Origin of the sequence: Yoonia sp. SS1-5 (assembly GCF_038443705.2) — a bacterium.
GTDB lineage: Bacteria > Pseudomonadota > Alphaproteobacteria > Rhodobacterales > Rhodobacteraceae > Yoonia > Yoonia rhodophyticola.
Window position 1 is genome coordinate 1,465,472 of record NZ_CP151767.2, and the last position, 15,415, is coordinate 1,480,886.

Sequence of the window (15,415 nt, forward strand, 5' to 3'; positions counted from 1 at the left end):
ATAAATCAATCGTCCACTTTCAACGCAGGGGTGAATGCCTCCTGCGGGATATCAACTCTCCCGAACTGCCGCATCTTTTTATTCCCCGCCTTCTGCTTGTCCAGCAGTTTGCGTTTCCGCGTGGCGTCCCCGCCGTAGCATTTCGCCGTCACGTCTTTGCGCAGCGCTGAAAGCGTTTCGCGCGCGATGACTTTGCCGCCATCCGCTGCATAGATCGGGGTTTTGAACATGTGGCGCGGGGTGAGGTCTCTGCGCCTTTCGACCACACTCCGCCCCACATCTCGGCCCGTTTCCGGTGCGCCATCATCGACGGTGCCTCGCCTATTCTCGATAGCGGTGAAGCGTTCTGCCCAACGGTCTGGAACACCGGCCCCGAAAAGAGGCTCACAGCAACACTGTGTTTTGTGCTATCGCTGACCCACCACAATCCAGCGAAAGGTTTCCCCTATGCCAGACCCCAAAATTGCCCAAAAGGCGCCGTTTCCTGTCGATGTCGAAGAGGGCAAAGCCTATTTCTGGTGTTCTTGCGGGCAATCGGCGAACCAGCCCTTTTGTGATGGCTCTCACAAAGGCACGGATTTCGCCCCGGTAAAGTTTGAGGCCACGGAAACCAAGACCGTGTTTTTTTGCGGCTGCAAGCATTCAGACGCGCCCGTGACCTGCGACGGGACGCATCACAAGCTCTGACAATCCGCGGCATCAAGATAGACCCGCACCGCATCCTGCACCCGCCGGAACCGGTCGCCGCCCAGTTTGGTTCCTCCAAACCAGCGCGTGACCACGATGATGTGCCCGGTTATATCCTCGCGTTCCAGCATACGCAGGATCACCATGCCTGCGCCGCTTTCGCCATCGTCGTTCTTTACAGGCCCGTCGGGCAAGATGACGGCCCAACTGTTGTGGGTCGCCCGGGCGAATTTCTTTTTGCGGCATAAGCTTTTGACAAAGGCCTTCGCCTCGTCAACAGATCCAACCGGCCCGCCGGAGACCGCGTATTTCGACCCCCGATCGGTCAGCGCATTTTCGATGATCTTCAGCCTATGGCGCCTTTATGAGGTAACCTGCTGATGGGCCCGCCCGCCACAATTGCTGCGATCCGGAAGCCCGTAGAGCGGCGACGCCGTTTGATCGGACCCCGCAGCGCATGATTGGCGCGCCCCGTCCCAGACTGTCCCGACAGGGCAGCTTTGGCTTTGTTGGACCGGTTCGGTTGGTGTAATTTCGGCTGCTGTCTGCGCATTGGCCGCAAAAGGCAGCACGGCGCAGGCGAGAATTGTCAGACCCATCGTAATCTCCTCTGTTCAGCTATGCTTGCAAAGGTAACCCGGAACCGTCTGAAATCAAATGCCGCTGCCGCTTTGTTCCGCCCGCAAGGTGATGAACAGCTGCCGGTTTGCACAATAATCAGGCGGCGCATCGAGGTTGATCGTAGGCCGTGAGGTCAGATGCGTCTGGTCAAGGCATTTGGCGCATCTGTCGGGTGCTGCACAGCGTCGGCAATCCTCGATCATCTGCGCGTAAGCCTGCGCATCCACCGACCCATCCGCGAGGGCCCGCCGCAAGGACACCCCCGTCGCCCGCGCCATGGCGAGTGTTTTCCAGTAATGCGGCCGTGCCGCGCCGATGCGATGCATTGCCATGCCCTCCTCCTGATCCGGTTGCCCGAATGAGGTAGCCCGCCGCATCGCGCCTGTCCTTGCGCCAGATCAAACTGAGTCTAGTAGGTGGCCCCGTGCCCGGTGGCAATCGCGTCTGCCAGCGACGTTTCCGCCCATGTGCCACGCCCACCGCGCATGCGGATCTGGGTCAGTTGTGCTTGCGCCAGCACCAGGTTTCCTGACGCTACATGTCCTTGGCCCATATAAGACCGGGCCAGCAGGTTGCCTGGATCCGCCACCAGCGCGGCCCTGTAATAGTCCATCCCGGTCTCAACCCGACCGGCCATCCGATGCGTAAACCCGTAATAGGTCAATGCCAGCGGTGCCTGTGGATTTTGCAAACTGTCCAGGATGTTCAGCGCGGCGGCGTACTGACCGGCATGGGCCAACTCGCGCACATCGCGCAGCCGCGCACTGTCGTCATTGGTGCTTTCCTCTGGTGTCAGGCAGGATTTGGTGGCGAGATCCCAAACCAGCCCTTCCGCGCAGGTTTCTGTCGTTTCGGTAGGCTGGGGCGGCGTTGGCGTCTCGCTGCCTGCTGCAAACGCAACCATGGGGGACAGGGCAAGAACAAGGGCAGTCAGGCGCATATGGAAACTCCGGCTAAGCGAACTGCAGCAAAGATAGCACGACCTGCCTGAAAAGCCAGTTTGCGCCCCTTCACAGACCTCGCCCACTGTGAGAAGAGAGGACATGCGTTTTTTGTTTCTCTGTTATCTTTGTTTTGTCGCCCCACTGGTCCATGCGGATGCGTCGCGTCCGCAGACGGTCTCGGATACGATACAGACATTGTTGACCGCCGTGCGCGATGCCGGTTTCCCGAATGCGGCGATCAATTTCCCCGAGATGACACTGACCCCGGTGGCAAGCGATCCCGATACGGTTGTCAGCTACCCATCCAATCTGCATGTGCAAATGCAGACCGCCGGTTCAAGCCGCGACAGGGCCCGAATCGTCGACAATATCGTGCTGCCCCTGACACTACAGGCCACCGATGCCGCTGACCCGTTCCAGACCAGCCAGGTCTTTCCGGTGATCCGCAATATCAACTACATTGATCGCTTTTCCGATGATGTGGAACTGATCACGGCCCCGCTCGCCGGTGATCTGGTCATCACCTACGAGATCACATATCCGACACATACCGTCCCCCTGGTCGCGCCAAAGGCCGCTGATGCGGGTTTGACCCATCTCAGCGTCCATCAGGCCGCGATGACGAATTTGCTGGGCCGTGCGAATGATGCATTTGTGTCGGGCAGTGAAGAAGGGCTCTATTTCATCGCCTTTGACGGTTACCACGAAAATGCGTTGTTGCTGGACAATCAGATGTGGGCCTCGATCACCGCCGAGGTGGGGCCTATCATCATGGCCGTTCCAGCCCGGGATACGGTATTGTTTGTCCCCCAGTATAATGAAGCAGCGCTGGATATTCTTTTGGGCCTGCGTGCCGACATCTTTGGTGAGCGCACATACGGGTTAAGCGACCTGCTGTTTACCTGGGATAACGGCAACTGGGTCGTGCTGCCGGAATAACCCGGCCACCTGACGCCGGAACCGGGCGATCCGTGACCCAACGGAACAATTGACCTGGTGCGATGTACTCATAGGCTTTGGTGTATGAAAAACATCCCCGACCAGTATCCCGCCTATGCGCTGTCCGAGAAAATCGCAGATGGCACAATGCATGTGATCGGCGTCATTGGGGCCATCACCGGCGCCGTCATTCTTGTGCTCTGGGCCGCGGATATGGCAGCGCCTGCGCAACTTCTGGCAATCGCCATCTATGGCGGAACCCTGATCGCGACCTTCGTCGCCTCGGCCTGCTATCACATGACCCCGTGGGAGCCGATCCGCCCTGCCTTGCGCCGGTTTGATCATGCGGCAATCTACCTCAAGATCGCCGGAACCTACACGCCGCTGGTCGTGATGATCGGAACCGGATTTGCCTATGCGGTGCTGGGCATTGTCTGGGGGCTTGCGGTGATCGGGGTTGTGCTCAAACTTTTCTTCTGGCGCAGCCCGGGGCGGTTTGGGCCTGCGCTTTACCTGATCATGGGGTGGCTTAGCGTTGCCTTGATCTGGTCGCTCTGGCCGATCCTGCCGACCATTGCGCTGGGGCTGATGGCCATTGGTGGTCTGATCTATACCGGTGGCGTGCCATTCTATGCGGCTGAGAACATGAAATATTCCAATGCCATCTGGCACGGCATGGTTGTCGCAGCTTCGGCCTGCTTTTTTGCTGCCATCAGTATTTCAGCGGTTCAGATGGGCTGAACTTAGGTATCCGCCTGATAGGCCTGTTGCTGTGCATGCCCGGCAAGCGGTGCGTCAACAAAGCGCCAGCTATCCGCCCCGTCAAAATAGCGCACCGGGACCGAGGCCATCACATCCGGGTCGGCAAGGCGCAGGTTGACTGCCATGCGCGCATCGGGGCCTTCGAGGGCCAGATTCTCCCAATGGGTGATGCATCCACAGATCTTGCAGCTGTGAAAGGCCAGTTCCCGGTCCCCATGGGTGTAGGTATCTGTCGGGCCAGTGATCGTGACTTGCGGGATCCGCGCATAGATCCACAAGGTCCCATACCGACGACAGACAGAACAATTACAGCATGTTGTCCATCGCGGCGCGTGATCGAAATCGTATGCGACAGCGCCGCAATGGCACGTACCTTTGATTGCCATGGGTGCAGGGCCCTCCACACCCAATAGATGCAGGAAGGCTGGCATCATGCATTGCAGATTGCAAGCGACCCGCCCAATGCGCAATTTTCGAACTGACCCAAGGTAAGGAATGCCTGACCTGACGATGTGTCAATCCGCACATACAGTGTCTGTATTGAAGTTTACAAGTACCGCCATGGGCAGCGTTCTTTTAAAGCCCTACGGCTCAGTTACCGAGTTGTTTTTCGAGTAAGTATAATGAGTGGTTTTTTTGAGATTTTTCCGCCTAGCGTCCTGGATGCGATCGGAGTTGCGGGTTTTGGACTTTATGTCCTGAACTATGCGCTACTGACGTTTGAAAGGGTTCGGTCGGATCATGTCGCATATTTCGCGACGAATGGCGCCGCTGCCGCGATGGTTTTGATTGGACTTTTGTCCTCGTTCAATCTGGCCTCCGCAATGATCCAGATCTTCTGGATTGGCATTTCGGCATTGGCCATATTCATCCGCCTGCGTCGTCCCGCGCAGGCGGATGAAGTGGCCACCAGACCACATCCAACAACACCCTTGCTAAGATAGACCCTATAGGCTTGCCGCGACCTGTTGCACCGTGCGCAGCCGGTCCGCATTGGCGGGGTGTGTCCCCAGAAACTTGTCGCCCGGATCAGGGATGCGGAAAAAGAACTGTGCACCACGCAGCGGATCGTACCCGGCGGCGGCCGCAATCCTTGTGCCAAGTGCGTCTGCCTCTAGTTCGAAATTCTTGGAATAGCTGCGCGCGCCCACTGTGGCACCAACCTGCTGTGCGGTGTTGATTGCGTCGGGGCTTGTTGTCCCCAACGCCCCGGCCAATCCGCCCAGCAGAACCGCCCCTAATGCAGCGTTCTGACGTTGCCGCGCGATATGTCCTTCGATGTGATGCGCCGCCTCATGGGCCATGACAAAGGCGATCTCGTCGCGGCTGCGCGCCTCGGCAATCAGAGGAACGGTAAACGCAATGATCGGGCGCCCGTTCCGGTCCAGCGTCTGATAGGCATTGACGGGCTGTCCGGGGCGATCATCCACCACAATTCGAAAATCGCAATTCAACCGTGGCGCGCGCTGGCGACAGAATTGTTCGGCAACCGGTTCAATCCGGCGAACAACCGATCTGTAGTTGGACAGCGCAGCCCGCGTGGACAGTTTAGGGCCTGCCGCGGTGGGCTGAATGGCCGGTACTGCGGGGCCCGGACTTGGCGCGGGACCCGTTGAGACGGGCACAGTATCACAGGCCGCAAAAGCCAGAAGGAAAGCAAGTGGGAACAAACGCATCCATGGTCTCCAGATTTGTCGATCAGCGCATACAATAACATGCCTACCGCAAGCCACCAGTCCCGATTGCACCCCGCCAAAGGGGCGGCTACTGTCCTGTTTATGTTTACCATAGAACATGAATATGACGCGACGGTTGTCACCTTGGTTGATGAAGGCAAGGCCCCGCTGCAAGAGGATGTCACCATCAATGCGTTCGAGGATTGTGTGACCATCACACAGGCCGACCCGCGCACCGACGCACTCGTCCAGATCACGCTTTCCATGACCCAATTGCGCGATCTGCGCGCGGCACTTGATCTGCCGGAAGGTGTGTATCAATTGCGTCCAGCCAGGGATGGCAGCCTGTGACAACAGGGTTTTTCTGGGATGAACGTTGCTTTTGGCACCATGGCGGCAACTATGCGGGCATGATGCCGGTTGGCGGGTGGGTGCAGCCAACCCATGGCGGATTGCCGGAAGATCCTGAAACCAAAAGGCGGCTCAAGAACCTGATTACGGTGACCGGGCTTGCCGAGGGCCTGCGAATGCGTGGCGCGGCACCTGCGACCCGGGCCGATCTGTTACGCGTGCATCCGGCGCATTATCTCGATGCATTCAAGGCGCTCTCGGATGAAGCAGGCGGCGAGTTGGGGCTGCGCGCCCCGTTTGGCCCCGGAGGGTTCGAGATTGCCGCGCTGAGTACGGGATTGGTCAAGGGCGCGCTGTCGGCTGTCCTCACCGGTGATCTGGATAACGCATATGCCCTGTCGCGCCCGCCTGGGCATCATTGCCTGCCGGACCAGCCAAACGGGTTTTGTCTTTTCAACAACATCGCTGTCGCGATCGAGGCCGCAAAGGCCGCTGGTCAGGCCACCCGATTTGCCGTGCTGGACTGGGATGTGCATCACGGCAACGGGACCGAGGCGGTCTTCTACGACCGCGCAGATGTGTTCACCATATCCCTGCATCAGGACCGGAACTATCCGCTGAATACCGGGCATTTCGCTGATCAGGGACAGCGGGATGGCACCGGTTTCAACCTGAATATCCCGCTTCCTGCCGGGACCGGCCATAACGGCTATCTCAAAGCGATGGAACGATTGGCGCTGCCTGCAATCCGCGCCTTTCGGCCTGACGTGCTGATTATTGCCTGCGGTTTTGATGCAGCCGCCAATGATCCGCTGGGCCGCATGCTTGCCACAGCCGACACATTCGGGACGATGACCGGGCGGGTTATGGAACTCGCCGCCGACATCTGTGAAGGGCGGTTGGTGATAGCCCATGAAGGAGGGTATTCGGAAACCTATGTTCCGTTCTGCGGCCACCGGGTGCTAGAAGTTATGGCAGATAGTGACGTTCACGCCCCCGATCCAATGGCTGACGCATTCGCGCAACGCCAGCCCGATGCCCGGTTTGAGGCGTATTTTGATACCCTCCTTGACGAGATGGTCGCGCAATTTCAGCTACCCGGTCAGTAGGACCCGCCGCTTGTCACCGGGCCGCGCAGTTCATATCTGACACCAAACAATAACGGATCAAAAATGCCTGCACCCAACCCCGCCGCCCTTGATTTTCTGCTGACCCGGCGGTCTCGTCCGGCTAAGACCCTGACAACGCCGGTGCCGGATCGGGCCACGGTCGCGAAGATACTGACCGCTGCGGCGCGCACGCCGGATCATGGAAAACTGGAACCATGGCGTTTCATTGTTTTGCAAAAACAAGCTCTTGGGCGACTGGCCACATTGGTTGAAACGCGCGGCCGCGACCTGGGATTGCCCGATGATCAGGTTGCCAAGGCCGTGGCCCAATATCAAAATGCCGATCTTGCGGTGGCGGTCGTCAGCAGCCCCCGCCCATCGGAAAAAATCCCACGCATCGAACAGGTCTATTCAGCGGGCGCTGTTTGTCTGGCCCTGCTGAACGCCGCGCTCGCGGCCGGTTGGGGGGCGAACTGGCTGTCCGGATGGGCCAGCCATGATCCCACATTCATCCGCACTGGCCTTGGGCTGGCAGAGCATGAACAGGTTGCCGGGCTCATTCACCTAGGCACTGAAACCAGCGTACCACCCGAACGCCCCCGCCCCGATCTTGCTGCCATCACAACATGGGTGGACCAATGATATTCACGGCGTTTTTCAAGGCCGTGGCGCAGTTGCCAGACGGTCGTTTTCAAAGCGTTCTCTGGCGCGGGATCGGCCTGACCATCGCGTTGCTGGTGGCATGCTATGCGGGCCTGCTTCAGCTGATCGCGTGGTTGACGGCGGAGCCGATTACCCTGCCAGGTGTGGGCGAGGTCACGTGGGTCGGCGATCTGCTGGGCTGGGGGTCGCTTGGGCTGATGCTGCTTTTGTCGATCTTCCTGATGGTGCCGGTTGCATCAGCGATCACCTCGCTTTTTCTGGATGAAGTTGCGCAAGCTGTTGAGGAAAAACACTTTCCACGGCTCAAACCGGTGGCCCCAATCGGGTTTGGCGAGGCGCTAAAAGATACCGTGAACTTTTTGGGGGTTCTGGTCGGGGCCAACTGCCTGGCCTTCATCCTTTATCTGATCTTTCCCTTTGCAGCCTTCCTCATCTTCTATGCGCTGAACGGGTTTCTGTTGGGCCGGGAATATTTTCAACTCGCCGCCATGCGCCGGTTAGGCAGGGACGGCGCAAAGCAGTTGCGCAAGAAGCATCGGGGCACAATCTGGCTGGCAGGATGCCTGATGGCAGTCCCGCTGACCTTTCCGCTGATCAATCTGATCATCCCTATTCTGGGTGCGGCAACCTTCACCCATCTTTATCACCAGCTGAGTTCTCGCTGACGGCAGGGGTGGCCATCCGGTCAAACCAGTCAAGATCCCGCACCGTGATCGCACCTGACAGGATCGTGCCAGCAATAATCGCCCAGATCGGCAGGGCCCATAGCGTGGTGATCTTTGCCTTGCGCTTCATCTGCGGGTTGGCGGGGGCAGACGCATGGGTGCCGGGGACAATTTCACCGGTATCGCCCTGACTGGTCATGCGCAGCGGCAACACAATGAAAAAGACCATCGACCAGACGACAGCAAACAGAACAATTGCAGAAACGGGACCCATTGGTGCACCTCCTTGGCTTGCTTCAGCAGATACGGCTTTACGAGGCGCCGACAAGGGGTATCGGACACATTTGGCGGTATATCGTTCAGACCTGCTCAAGCTCCACAAGGCAGCCGTTAAAATCCTTTGGGTGCAGAAAAAGCACCGGCTTGCCATGTGCGCCGATTTTCGGCTCGCCCCCGCCCAGTACGCGGGCGCCCTCGGTCAGAAGGTGATCGCGGGCGGCAAGGATATCGTCCACCTCGTAGCACACATGGTGGATGCCCCCTGACGGATTTTTATCAAGAAACCCCTGAATGGGGGAATCGTCGCCCAGCGGATATAAAAGCTCGATCTTGGTGTTGGGCAACGTGATGAAAACAACTGTCACACCGTGGTCTGGTTCATCCTGCGGCGCACCGACATCGGCACCCAGCATGGTGGCATATTGCGCGCGCGCGGCTTCCAGATCGGGGACAGCGATAGCGACGTGGTTCAGGCGACCAATCATGAGAAACTCCATTTTTCGGCAATATGGCTTGGCCCGACACCGGGTGCAACCGACAGCGAAGTTAATGAACTCTTCACCTTGTACTGCTTTGTCTAGTGATCGAAACGCTGCCAAAGGGAAGAATCGCTATGGATACGCTCGATGATATCATGATGACCCAGTCCCCGACCGCACGGCGCCCGCTGCTGGGCCTGACCGTGCTGATGGTCGAAGATAGCCGATACGCGTGCGAGGCTGTGCGATTGCTGTGTTTGCGATCCGGCGCACGGATCAGGCGGGCGGATAGTCTGGAAAACGCGCGCCGTCATCTGGCCGTATACCGGCCGTCGGTTTTGCTGGTGGATGTGGGCCTGCCTGACGGGTCCGGCGTTGCGCTGATCGAAACGCTCGCGGCCGCGAAACCGCGCATTGACGTGATCCTGGGGATCAGCGGTGACCCCAATGCCAACGACGCCGTGATGCAGGCGGGCGCCGATGGTTTTGTCGAGAAACCGATTTCCAATCTGGCCAGTTTTCAGGCCGCCATTCTAGCACATCTGCCCGCTGATCGGCAGCCCCCCGGACCGCGCCAGATCAATGACGAGGCCGTCAAGCCGGACCCGATCGCCTATCAGGACGATCTGGCCCATATCGCGCAAATCCTTGATGAGGCAGCCGATGGCACGAACCTCGCCTATGTCACCCAGTTTCTGGGCGGCGTGGCCCGCAGCGCCCAAGATCATGATCTTGATCGCGCAGTCACCGATCTGGCCAATATGCAGCGCAGTGGCACGGATTTTCGCAAAGGCGTCATCAACCTGTCCGCCATGGTGCAATCGCGCCTGTCGGCCGCCGGGATGGTCTAGCGCGGGCGAACCGCGCCAGACGCATATCAGCTTTCGGGCGGCAAGACGCGCAGGCGCAATTCGCGCAACTGCTCGTTCTGCGGCTCGGAGGGGGCGTCCATCATCAGATCTTCGGCACGTTGGTTCATCGGGAACATGATGACCTCGCGGATGTTGGACGCATCGGCAAGCAACATCACGATCCGGTCGATACCTGCAGCACAGCCACCATGGGGCGGCGCGCCATATTGAAACGCATTGACCATACCACCAAAACGTTTCTCAACCTCATCCTTGCCGTAGCCGGCAAGCTCAAAGGCTTTGAACATGATCTCGGGGCGGTGGTTCCGAATGGCGCCTGAAACCAGTTCATAGCCGTTGCAGGCCAGATCATACTGATAGCCCAGCACTTTCAGCGGATCACCTTGCAGTGCCTCCATCCCGCCCTGCGGCATTGAGAACGGGTTATGTTCGAAATCAATCTTGCCGGTCTCTTCATCCTGCTCGTAGATCGGGAAATCCACGATCCAGGCAAAAGCAAAGCGGTTCTGATCGGTCAGGCCAAGTTCCTCGCCGATGACATTACGGGCGCGGCCCGCAACCGCCTCGAACGCTTTCGGCTTACCACCAAGGAAGAAGGCGGCATCTCCCAGACCCAGACCCAATTGCTGGCGAATGGCCTCGGTGCGTTCGGGTCCGATGTTCTTGGCCAATGGCCCCGCGGCTTCCATGCCACCCTCAACCTCGCCTGATTTCAGCTTGGCCTGCGCCTCTTTCACCGAAATACCCAGTTCTTGCGCCACAGCATCCGCCGTCTTTTCGCGCCAGAAGATATAGCCCATGCCAGGCAGCCCCTCTTTCTGGGCAAAGGCATTCATGCGGTCACAGAACTTGCGGGATCCACCGGTCGGGGCCGGGATCGCGCGAACTTCGGTCCCCTCCTGCTCCAGCAGCTTGGCAAAGATCGCAAAGCCAGAGCCTGCAAAATGCTCTGACACAACCTGCATCTTGATCGGGTTGCGCAGGTCGGGTTTGTCGGAACCATACCAGAGCGCGGCATCACGATAGGAAATCTGCTCCCATGTCTGGTCTACCTGACGGCCGCCGCCAAATTCCTCGAATATCCCGGTGATCACTGGCTGGATCGTGTCGAACACATCCTGCTGCTCGACAAAGGACATCTCCAGATCCAACTGATAGAAATCGGTCGGTGACCGATCAGCGCGCGGATCTTCATCGCGGAAACAGGGGGCAATCTGAAAATACTTGTCGTATCCGCTGACCATGATCAGCTGCTTGAACTGCTGTGGGGCTTGCGGCAGGGCGTAGAACTTGCCCGGATGCAGACGGGACGGCACAAGGAAATCCCGGGCACCTTCAGGCGACGACGCCGTGATAATCGGCGTCTGATATTCACGAAAGCCACTGTCCCACATGCGACGGCGCATAGAGGCCACAACATCTGATCGCAGCTTCATATTCTCCTGCATCGCCTCGCGGCGCAGATCCAGATAGCGATATTTCAGGCGGGTTTCTTCCGGATATTCCTGATCGCCAAAGACCATCAGCGGTAGCTCTTTGGCCGCACCCAGCACTTCAATCGCGCGCACAAACACCTCAACCTCGCCCGTCGGCAGTTTGGGGTTGACCAGTTCAGGGTCGCGCGCTTTCACCTCACCATCAATGCGGATACACCATTCGCTGCGCACCTTTTCCACATCGGCAAAGGCTGCCGAATCCGGATCACAAAGTACCTGCGTGATACCGTAATGATCGCGCAAGTCGATGAACAGGATGCCGCCATGATCGCGCACCCGATTGACCCAACCCGACAAACGAACAGTATCACCCACATTGGCGGCGGTCAGATCGGCACAGGTATGGCTGCGATAAGCATGCATTTTAGGGTCCTCAACGGTCAATGGTCGGCCCGATACACCCGTTTGGCCCAGATAAGTCAACCGCCCGCATCATCTTGCCGAAAATACTCCCGCCGGAGGCATCAAATTTCCAGAAATTTGATCCACCCCTTGCACATGTCTGCACCATCCCTATAACCCCCAACAATTTGCATATTGAGGGGCACTGCCATGCCAAAGCGCACCGACATCCAGTCGATCATGATCATTGGCGCGGGCCCTATTATTATTGGACAGGCCTGCGAGTTTGACTACTCCGGCGCGCAAGCCTGCAAGGCCCTGCGCGAGGAAGGCTACCGCGTCATCCTCGTCAACTCCAACCCGGCCACGATCATGACCGATCCGGGGCTGGCGGATGCCACCTATATCGAACCGATCACACCCGAAGTTGTGGCAAAAATCATCGAAAAAGAACGTCCCGACGCATTGCTGCCCACCATGGGCGGGCAAACCGGGCTGAACACTTCGCTTGCGCTGGCCGACATGGGCGTGCTCGATAAGTTCAACGTCGAAATGATCGGGGCCAAGCGCGAAGCCATCGAAATGGCCGAAGATCGCAAGCTGTTCCGCGAAGCCATGGACCGGCTCGGCATTGAAAACCCCAAAGCGACCATCGTCACCGCCCCCGACGGCGATCTTGATGCGGGTGTGAAAATCGCGCTTGAAGCGTTGGAAGAGATCGGGTTGCCCGCCATCATCCGCCCTGCCTTTACCCTTGGCGGCACCGGTGGTGGCGTGGCTTATAACCGCGAAGAATACGAACATTTCTGCCGGTCGGGGATGGATGCATCCCCTGTCGGTCAGATCCTTGTCGACCAGTCGCTCTTGGGCTGGAAAGAGTTCGAAATGGAGGTCGTGCGCGACAAGGCCGACAACGCCATCATCGTCTGCGCCATTGAAAACGTCGACCCGATGGGCGTCCACACCGGCGACAGCATCACCGTGGCCCCTGCCCTGACGCTGACCGACAAAGAATACCAGATCATGCGGACGCACAGCATCAATGTGCTGCGCGAAATCGGGGTCGAAACCGGCGGGTCCAATGTGCAATGGGCCGTGAACCCCGCCGATGGCCGCATGGTCGTGATCGAAATGAACCCACGCGTGTCGCGGTCATCAGCACTGGCGTCCAAGGCCACCGGTTTCCCCATCGCCAAGATCGCGGCGAAACTGGCGGTCGGCTACACGCTGGATGAGTTGGACAATGACATCACCGGCGTGACCCCCGCGTCGTTTGAGCCAACGATTGACTATGTGGTCACCAAAATCCCGCGCTTCGCGTTTGAGAAATTCGCAGGCTCCGAACCCTATCTGACCACCGCCATGAAATCCGTGGGCGAGGCGATGGCCATCGGCCGCACCTTTCACGAAAGCATGCAAAAGGCGCTGGCCTCGATGGAAACCGGCCTGACCGGATTCGACGATATCGACATCCCCGGCGCACCGGAACGGGCGGCGATCACCAAGGCGCTCGCCAAGCAAACTCCCGACCGGCTGCGGGTCATCGCGCAGGCCATGCGGCACGGGCTGTCAGATGATGACATCCACGCTGTCACGAAATTCGACCCGTGGTTCCTCGCGCGGATCCGCGAGATCGTGCAGGCCGAAGCTGAAATCGCGGTCAATGGGCTGCCTGTCACCGAAGACGGGCTGCGCGCTGTCAAAATGCTCGGCTTTACCGATGCGCGGCTGGCCAAACTGACGGGCCGGGACGAAGACCAGATCCGCCGCGCCCGCCACAACCTCGGCGTCACGGCTGTGTTCAAACGGATCGACACCTGTGCGGCGGAATTCGAGGCGCAGACGCCCTACATGTATTCCACCTATGAGACCCCCGTGATGGGGGATGCGGAATGCGAGGCCCGGCCAAGCGACCGGAAAAAGGTCGTCATCCTCGGTGGCGGTCCCAACCGGATCGGGCAAGGGATCGAGTTCGATTATTGCTGCTGCCACGCCTGTTTCGCCCTGACCGATCAGGGGTACGAGACGATCATGATCAACTGCAACCCCGAAACGGTCAGCACCGATTATGACACGTCAGACCGGCTCTATTTCGAACCGCTGACCTTTGAGCATGTGATGGAGATCCTGCGGGTAGAACAGGACAATGGCACCCTGCACGGGGTCATCGTGCAATTCGGCGGACAGACCCCGTTGAAACTGGCCAACGCACTGCATGACGCGGGCATCCCGATCTTGGGCACCTCCCCCGACAGCATCGACCTGGCGGAAGATCGTGAACGTTTCCAGCAGCTTGTGCAGAAACTCGACCTCAAGCAGCCCCATAACGGCATCGCCTCAACCGACGAAGAAGCACTGAACATTGCCGAAGGCATCGGCTTCCCGCTCGTGATCCGCCCGTCCTTTGTGCTGGGTGGGCGCGCGATGGAAATCGTGCGCGATATGGATCAGTTGCGCCGCTATATCTCTGACGCCGTCGTCGTCTCTGGCGACAGCCCGGTGCTGCTCGATAGCTATCTATCTGGCGCGGTTGAGGTGGATGTGGATTGCCTGTCAGACGGCAAAGACACCCATGTGGCCGGCATCATGCAACATATCGAAGAGGCGGGCGTGCATTCCGGCGACAGCGCCTGCTCCCTGCCCCCCTATTCACTCTCCGACGCGGTGATTGCGGAAATTCGCAGCCAGACCGAAAAACTGGCCAAGGCGCTGAACGTCGTCGGCCTGATGAACATCCAGTTCGCCATCAAGGACGAGACCGTCTACCTGATCGAGGTGAACCCGCGCGCCTCGCGCACCGTGCCTTTCGTGGCCAAGGCGACTGACTCAGCCATCGCCTCCATCGCCGCGCGGCTGATGGCGGGGGAACCACTGTCAAACTTCCCGCTGCGCGACCCCTATCCGCCCGCCGAGGACCCAATGACCGTCCTGCCATTGGGCGATGCCTTCACCCTGGCCGATCCGAAAACACCGTGGTTCTCGGTGAAAGAGGCGGTTCTGCCCTTCGCCCGCTTCCCTGGCGTGGACACGATCCTTGGGCCGGAAATGCGGTCAACGGGTGAGGTCATGGGATGGGACAGGTCCTTCCCGCGCGCATTCCTCAAGGCGCAAATGGGGGCGGGGACAGCGCTGCCAACATCCGGCACCGTGTTCATCTCGATCAAGGATATGGACAAAACCGCCGAGATGTCCGCTGCCTGCAACAGCCTCATCGCGCTTGGATTTGACCTCCTGGCGACACGTGGGACGGGCGCATGGCTCAGCAAAAACGGGATCGCCTGCGAGGTGGTCAATAAAGTCTACGAAGGCGGGTTGACCATCGTTGACCGGCTCAAGGACGGGCATGTGGCGCTGGTGTTCAACACAACCGAGGGCCAGGCCGCCGTCGACGACAGCCGGTCCATCCGGGCCGTCGCGCTCTACGACAAAATCCCCTATTTCACGACCGCCGCCGCGTCACAGGCAGCCGTGCTGGCGATGCAGGCACGGGAAGAAGGGGATGTTGGGGTGAGATCGCTACAGGGGTAACG

19 protein-coding genes and 1 pseudogene are annotated in these 15,415 nt (G+C 59.1%); 10 read left to right on the top strand and 10 right to left on the bottom strand.

Going from position 1 to position 15,415, the window contains the following annotated elements:
* Window positions 1-5: 5 nt before the first annotated feature.
* Window positions 6-319: pseudogene (locus AABB31_RS08900) on the bottom strand (elongation factor 4); the annotation flags it as partial.
* A gap of 128 nt (window positions 320-447) precedes the next feature.
* On the opposite strand from AABB31_RS08900, the gene AABB31_RS08905 reads away from it, so the two are divergent.
* Window positions 448-687, top strand: a complete 240-nt coding sequence (locus AABB31_RS08905) for a CDGSH iron-sulfur domain-containing protein (protein ID WP_373635650.1) — start codon at window positions 448-450, stop codon at window positions 685-687.
* On the opposite strand, the gene AABB31_RS08910 is transcribed toward AABB31_RS08905, so the two are convergent.
* The 4 genes from AABB31_RS08910 to AABB31_RS08925 form a co-directional block, all read right to left on the bottom strand.
* Window positions 675-1,037 (bottom strand): YigZ family protein, encoded by a 363-nt coding sequence (locus AABB31_RS08910; protein WP_373635796.1) that lies wholly within the window; start codon window positions 1,035-1,037, stop codon window positions 675-677. The genes AABB31_RS08905 and AABB31_RS08910 overlap by 13 nt on opposite strands.
* 12 nt (window positions 1,038-1,049) lie before the next feature.
* Window positions 1,050-1,286: a hypothetical protein gene (locus AABB31_RS08915; RefSeq protein ID WP_342078478.1), complete on the bottom strand. Its 237-nt coding sequence runs from the start codon at window positions 1,284-1,286 to the stop codon at window positions 1,050-1,052.
* A 54-nt stretch (window positions 1,287-1,340) separates the two neighbouring features.
* The gene (locus tag AABB31_RS08920; protein ID WP_342078477.1) at window positions 1,341-1,640 is read right to left on the bottom strand and encodes a DUF6455 family protein; all 300 of its coding nucleotides are present in this window, start codon (window positions 1,638-1,640) and stop codon (window positions 1,341-1,343) included.
* 77 nt (window positions 1,641-1,717) lie between these two features.
* Complete coding sequence (locus AABB31_RS08925; protein WP_373635651.1) at window positions 1,718-2,248, bottom strand: hypothetical protein; 531 nt, start codon at window positions 2,246-2,248, stop codon at window positions 1,718-1,720.
* A gap of 103 nt (window positions 2,249-2,351) precedes the next feature.
* Here AABB31_RS08925 and AABB31_RS08930 point away from each other — a divergent pair, with 103 nt between their 5' ends.
* On the top strand, window positions 2,352-3,191 hold the full coding sequence (locus tag AABB31_RS08930; protein ID WP_373635652.1) for a DUF1444 family protein: 840 nt from the start codon (window positions 2,352-2,354) through the stop codon (window positions 3,189-3,191).
* A gap of 84 nt (window positions 3,192-3,275) precedes the next feature.
* Window positions 3,276-3,932: a hemolysin III family protein gene (locus AABB31_RS08935; protein ID WP_342078473.1), complete on the top strand. Its 657-nt coding sequence runs from the start codon at window positions 3,276-3,278 to the stop codon at window positions 3,930-3,932.
* 2 nt (window positions 3,933-3,934) lie between these two features.
* Here the strand turns inward: AABB31_RS08935 and AABB31_RS08940 are convergent, their stop codons facing one another.
* Complete coding sequence (locus AABB31_RS08940) at window positions 3,935-4,231, bottom strand: hypothetical protein (RefSeq protein WP_342078472.1); 297 nt, start codon at window positions 4,229-4,231, stop codon at window positions 3,935-3,937.
* A gap of 345 nt (window positions 4,232-4,576) precedes the next feature.
* Here AABB31_RS08940 and AABB31_RS08945 point away from each other — a divergent pair, with 345 nt between their 5' ends.
* Window positions 4,577-4,897 (top strand): hypothetical protein, encoded by a 321-nt coding sequence (locus tag AABB31_RS08945; protein WP_373635653.1) that lies wholly within the window; start codon window positions 4,577-4,579, stop codon window positions 4,895-4,897.
* Window positions 4,898-4,900: 3 nt separating this feature from the next.
* Here AABB31_RS08945 and AABB31_RS08950 read toward each other — a convergent pair whose 3' ends face one another.
* The gene (locus AABB31_RS08950; RefSeq protein WP_342078470.1) at window positions 4,901-5,629 is read right to left on the bottom strand and encodes a M48 family metallopeptidase; all 729 of its coding nucleotides are present in this window, start codon (window positions 5,627-5,629) and stop codon (window positions 4,901-4,903) included.
* A 102-nt stretch (window positions 5,630-5,731) separates the two neighbouring features.
* Here AABB31_RS08950 and AABB31_RS08955 point away from each other — a divergent pair, with 102 nt between their 5' ends.
* The 4 genes from AABB31_RS08955 (at window position 5,732) to AABB31_RS08970 (ending at window position 8,417) form a co-directional block, all read left to right on the top strand.
* Window positions 5,732-5,980, top strand: a complete 249-nt coding sequence (locus AABB31_RS08955; RefSeq protein ID WP_342078860.1) for a hypothetical protein — start codon at window positions 5,732-5,734, stop codon at window positions 5,978-5,980.
* On the top strand, window positions 5,977-7,089 hold the full coding sequence (locus AABB31_RS08960) for a class II histone deacetylase (RefSeq protein ID WP_373635654.1): 1,113 nt from the start codon (window positions 5,977-5,979) through the stop codon (window positions 7,087-7,089). The genes AABB31_RS08955 and AABB31_RS08960 overlap by 4 nt, the downstream gene beginning before the upstream one ends.
* A 63-nt stretch (window positions 7,090-7,152) precedes the next feature.
* Window positions 7,153-7,731 carry a nitroreductase gene (locus tag AABB31_RS08965; RefSeq protein WP_342078469.1) on the top strand — a complete coding sequence of 193 codons (579 nt, stop codon included), beginning with the start codon at window positions 7,153-7,155 and terminating at the stop codon, window positions 7,729-7,731.
* A complete protein-coding gene (locus tag AABB31_RS08970; protein ID WP_342078859.1) occupies window positions 7,728-8,417 on the top strand; it encodes an EI24 domain-containing protein in 690 nt (229 codons plus the stop codon). Before AABB31_RS08965 ends, AABB31_RS08970 begins: the two co-directional genes overlap by 4 nt.
* Here AABB31_RS08970 and AABB31_RS08975 read toward each other — a convergent pair.
* Window positions 8,383-8,691 (bottom strand): DUF1467 family protein, encoded by a 309-nt coding sequence (locus AABB31_RS08975; RefSeq protein ID WP_342078468.1) that lies wholly within the window; start codon window positions 8,689-8,691, stop codon window positions 8,383-8,385. The genes AABB31_RS08970 and AABB31_RS08975 overlap by 35 nt on opposite strands.
* 85 nt (window positions 8,692-8,776) lie before the next feature.
* Window positions 8,777-9,181 carry a methylmalonyl-CoA epimerase gene (mce, locus tag AABB31_RS08980; RefSeq protein ID WP_342078858.1) on the bottom strand — a complete coding sequence of 135 codons (405 nt, stop codon included), beginning with the start codon at window positions 9,179-9,181 and terminating at the stop codon, window positions 8,777-8,779.
* Window positions 9,182-9,309: 128 nt separating this feature from the next.
* Here mce and AABB31_RS08985 point away from each other — a divergent pair, with 128 nt between their 5' ends.
* Window positions 9,310-10,026, top strand: coding sequence for a response regulator (locus tag AABB31_RS08985; protein ID WP_342078467.1), 717 nt, complete (start codon window positions 9,310-9,312; stop codon window positions 10,024-10,026).
* Window positions 10,027-10,052: 26 nt separating this feature from the next.
* Here the strand turns inward: AABB31_RS08985 and aspS are convergent, their stop codons facing one another.
* Window positions 10,053-11,906, bottom strand: coding sequence for an aspartate--tRNA ligase (gene aspS / locus AABB31_RS08990; protein ID WP_342078466.1), 1,854 nt, complete (start codon window positions 11,904-11,906; stop codon window positions 10,053-10,055).
* Between the two features lie 189 nt (window positions 11,907-12,095).
* On the opposite strand from aspS, the gene carB reads away from it, so the two are divergent.
* Window positions 12,096-15,413 carry a carbamoyl-phosphate synthase large subunit gene (carB, locus tag AABB31_RS08995; RefSeq protein ID WP_342078465.1) on the top strand — a complete coding sequence of 1,106 codons (3,318 nt, stop codon included), beginning with the start codon at window positions 12,096-12,098 and terminating at the stop codon, window positions 15,411-15,413.
* The last annotated feature ends 2 nt before the right edge of the window (window positions 15,414-15,415 follow it).

What these genes read in the sequence shown, in the direction of transcription:
- AABB31_RS08985 (WP_342078467.1), top strand. Translation starts at nt 9,310, where the DNA reads ATGGATACGCTCGATGATATCATGATGACCCAGTCCCCGACCGCACGG.
- carB (WP_342078465.1), top strand. Translation starts at nt 12,096, where the DNA reads ATGCCAAAGCGCACCGACATCCAGTCGATCATGATCATTGGCGCGGGC.
- AABB31_RS08930 (WP_373635652.1), top strand. Translation starts at nt 2,352, where the DNA reads ATGCGTTTTTTGTTTCTCTGTTATCTTTGTTTTGTCGCCCCACTGGTC.
- AABB31_RS08965 (WP_342078469.1), top strand. Translation starts at nt 7,153, where the DNA reads ATGCCTGCACCCAACCCCGCCGCCCTTGATTTTCTGCTGACCCGGCGG.
- mce (WP_342078858.1), bottom strand. Translation starts at nt 9,181, where the DNA reads ATGATTGGTCGCCTGAACCACGTCGCTATCGCTGTCCCCGATCTGGAA.
- AABB31_RS08955 (WP_342078860.1), top strand. Translation starts at nt 5,732, where the DNA reads ATGTTTACCATAGAACATGAATATGACGCGACGGTTGTCACCTTGGTT.
- AABB31_RS08970 (WP_342078859.1), top strand. Translation starts at nt 7,728, where the DNA reads ATGATATTCACGGCGTTTTTCAAGGCCGTGGCGCAGTTGCCAGACGGT.
- AABB31_RS08920 (WP_342078477.1), bottom strand. Translation starts at nt 1,640, where the DNA reads ATGGCAATGCATCGCATCGGCGCGGCACGGCCGCATTACTGGAAAACA.
- AABB31_RS08950 (WP_342078470.1), bottom strand. Translation starts at nt 5,629, where the DNA reads ATGCGTTTGTTCCCACTTGCTTTCCTTCTGGCTTTTGCGGCCTGTGAT.
- aspS (WP_342078466.1), bottom strand. Translation starts at nt 11,906, where the DNA reads ATGCATGCTTATCGCAGCCATACCTGTGCCGATCTGACCGCCGCCAAT.
- AABB31_RS08925 (WP_373635651.1), bottom strand. Translation starts at nt 2,248, where the DNA reads ATGCGCCTGACTGCCCTTGTTCTTGCCCTGTCCCCCATGGTTGCGTTT.
- AABB31_RS08905 (WP_373635650.1), top strand. Translation starts at nt 448, where the DNA reads ATGCCAGACCCCAAAATTGCCCAAAAGGCGCCGTTTCCTGTCGATGTC.
- AABB31_RS08975 (WP_342078468.1), bottom strand. Translation starts at nt 8,691, where the DNA reads ATGGGTCCCGTTTCTGCAATTGTTCTGTTTGCTGTCGTCTGGTCGATG.
- AABB31_RS08945 (WP_373635653.1), top strand. Translation starts at nt 4,577, where the DNA reads ATGAGTGGTTTTTTTGAGATTTTTCCGCCTAGCGTCCTGGATGCGATC.
- AABB31_RS08935 (WP_342078473.1), top strand. Translation starts at nt 3,276, where the DNA reads ATGAAAAACATCCCCGACCAGTATCCCGCCTATGCGCTGTCCGAGAAA.
- AABB31_RS08915 (WP_342078478.1), bottom strand. Translation starts at nt 1,286, where the DNA reads ATGGGTCTGACAATTCTCGCCTGCGCCGTGCTGCCTTTTGCGGCCAAT.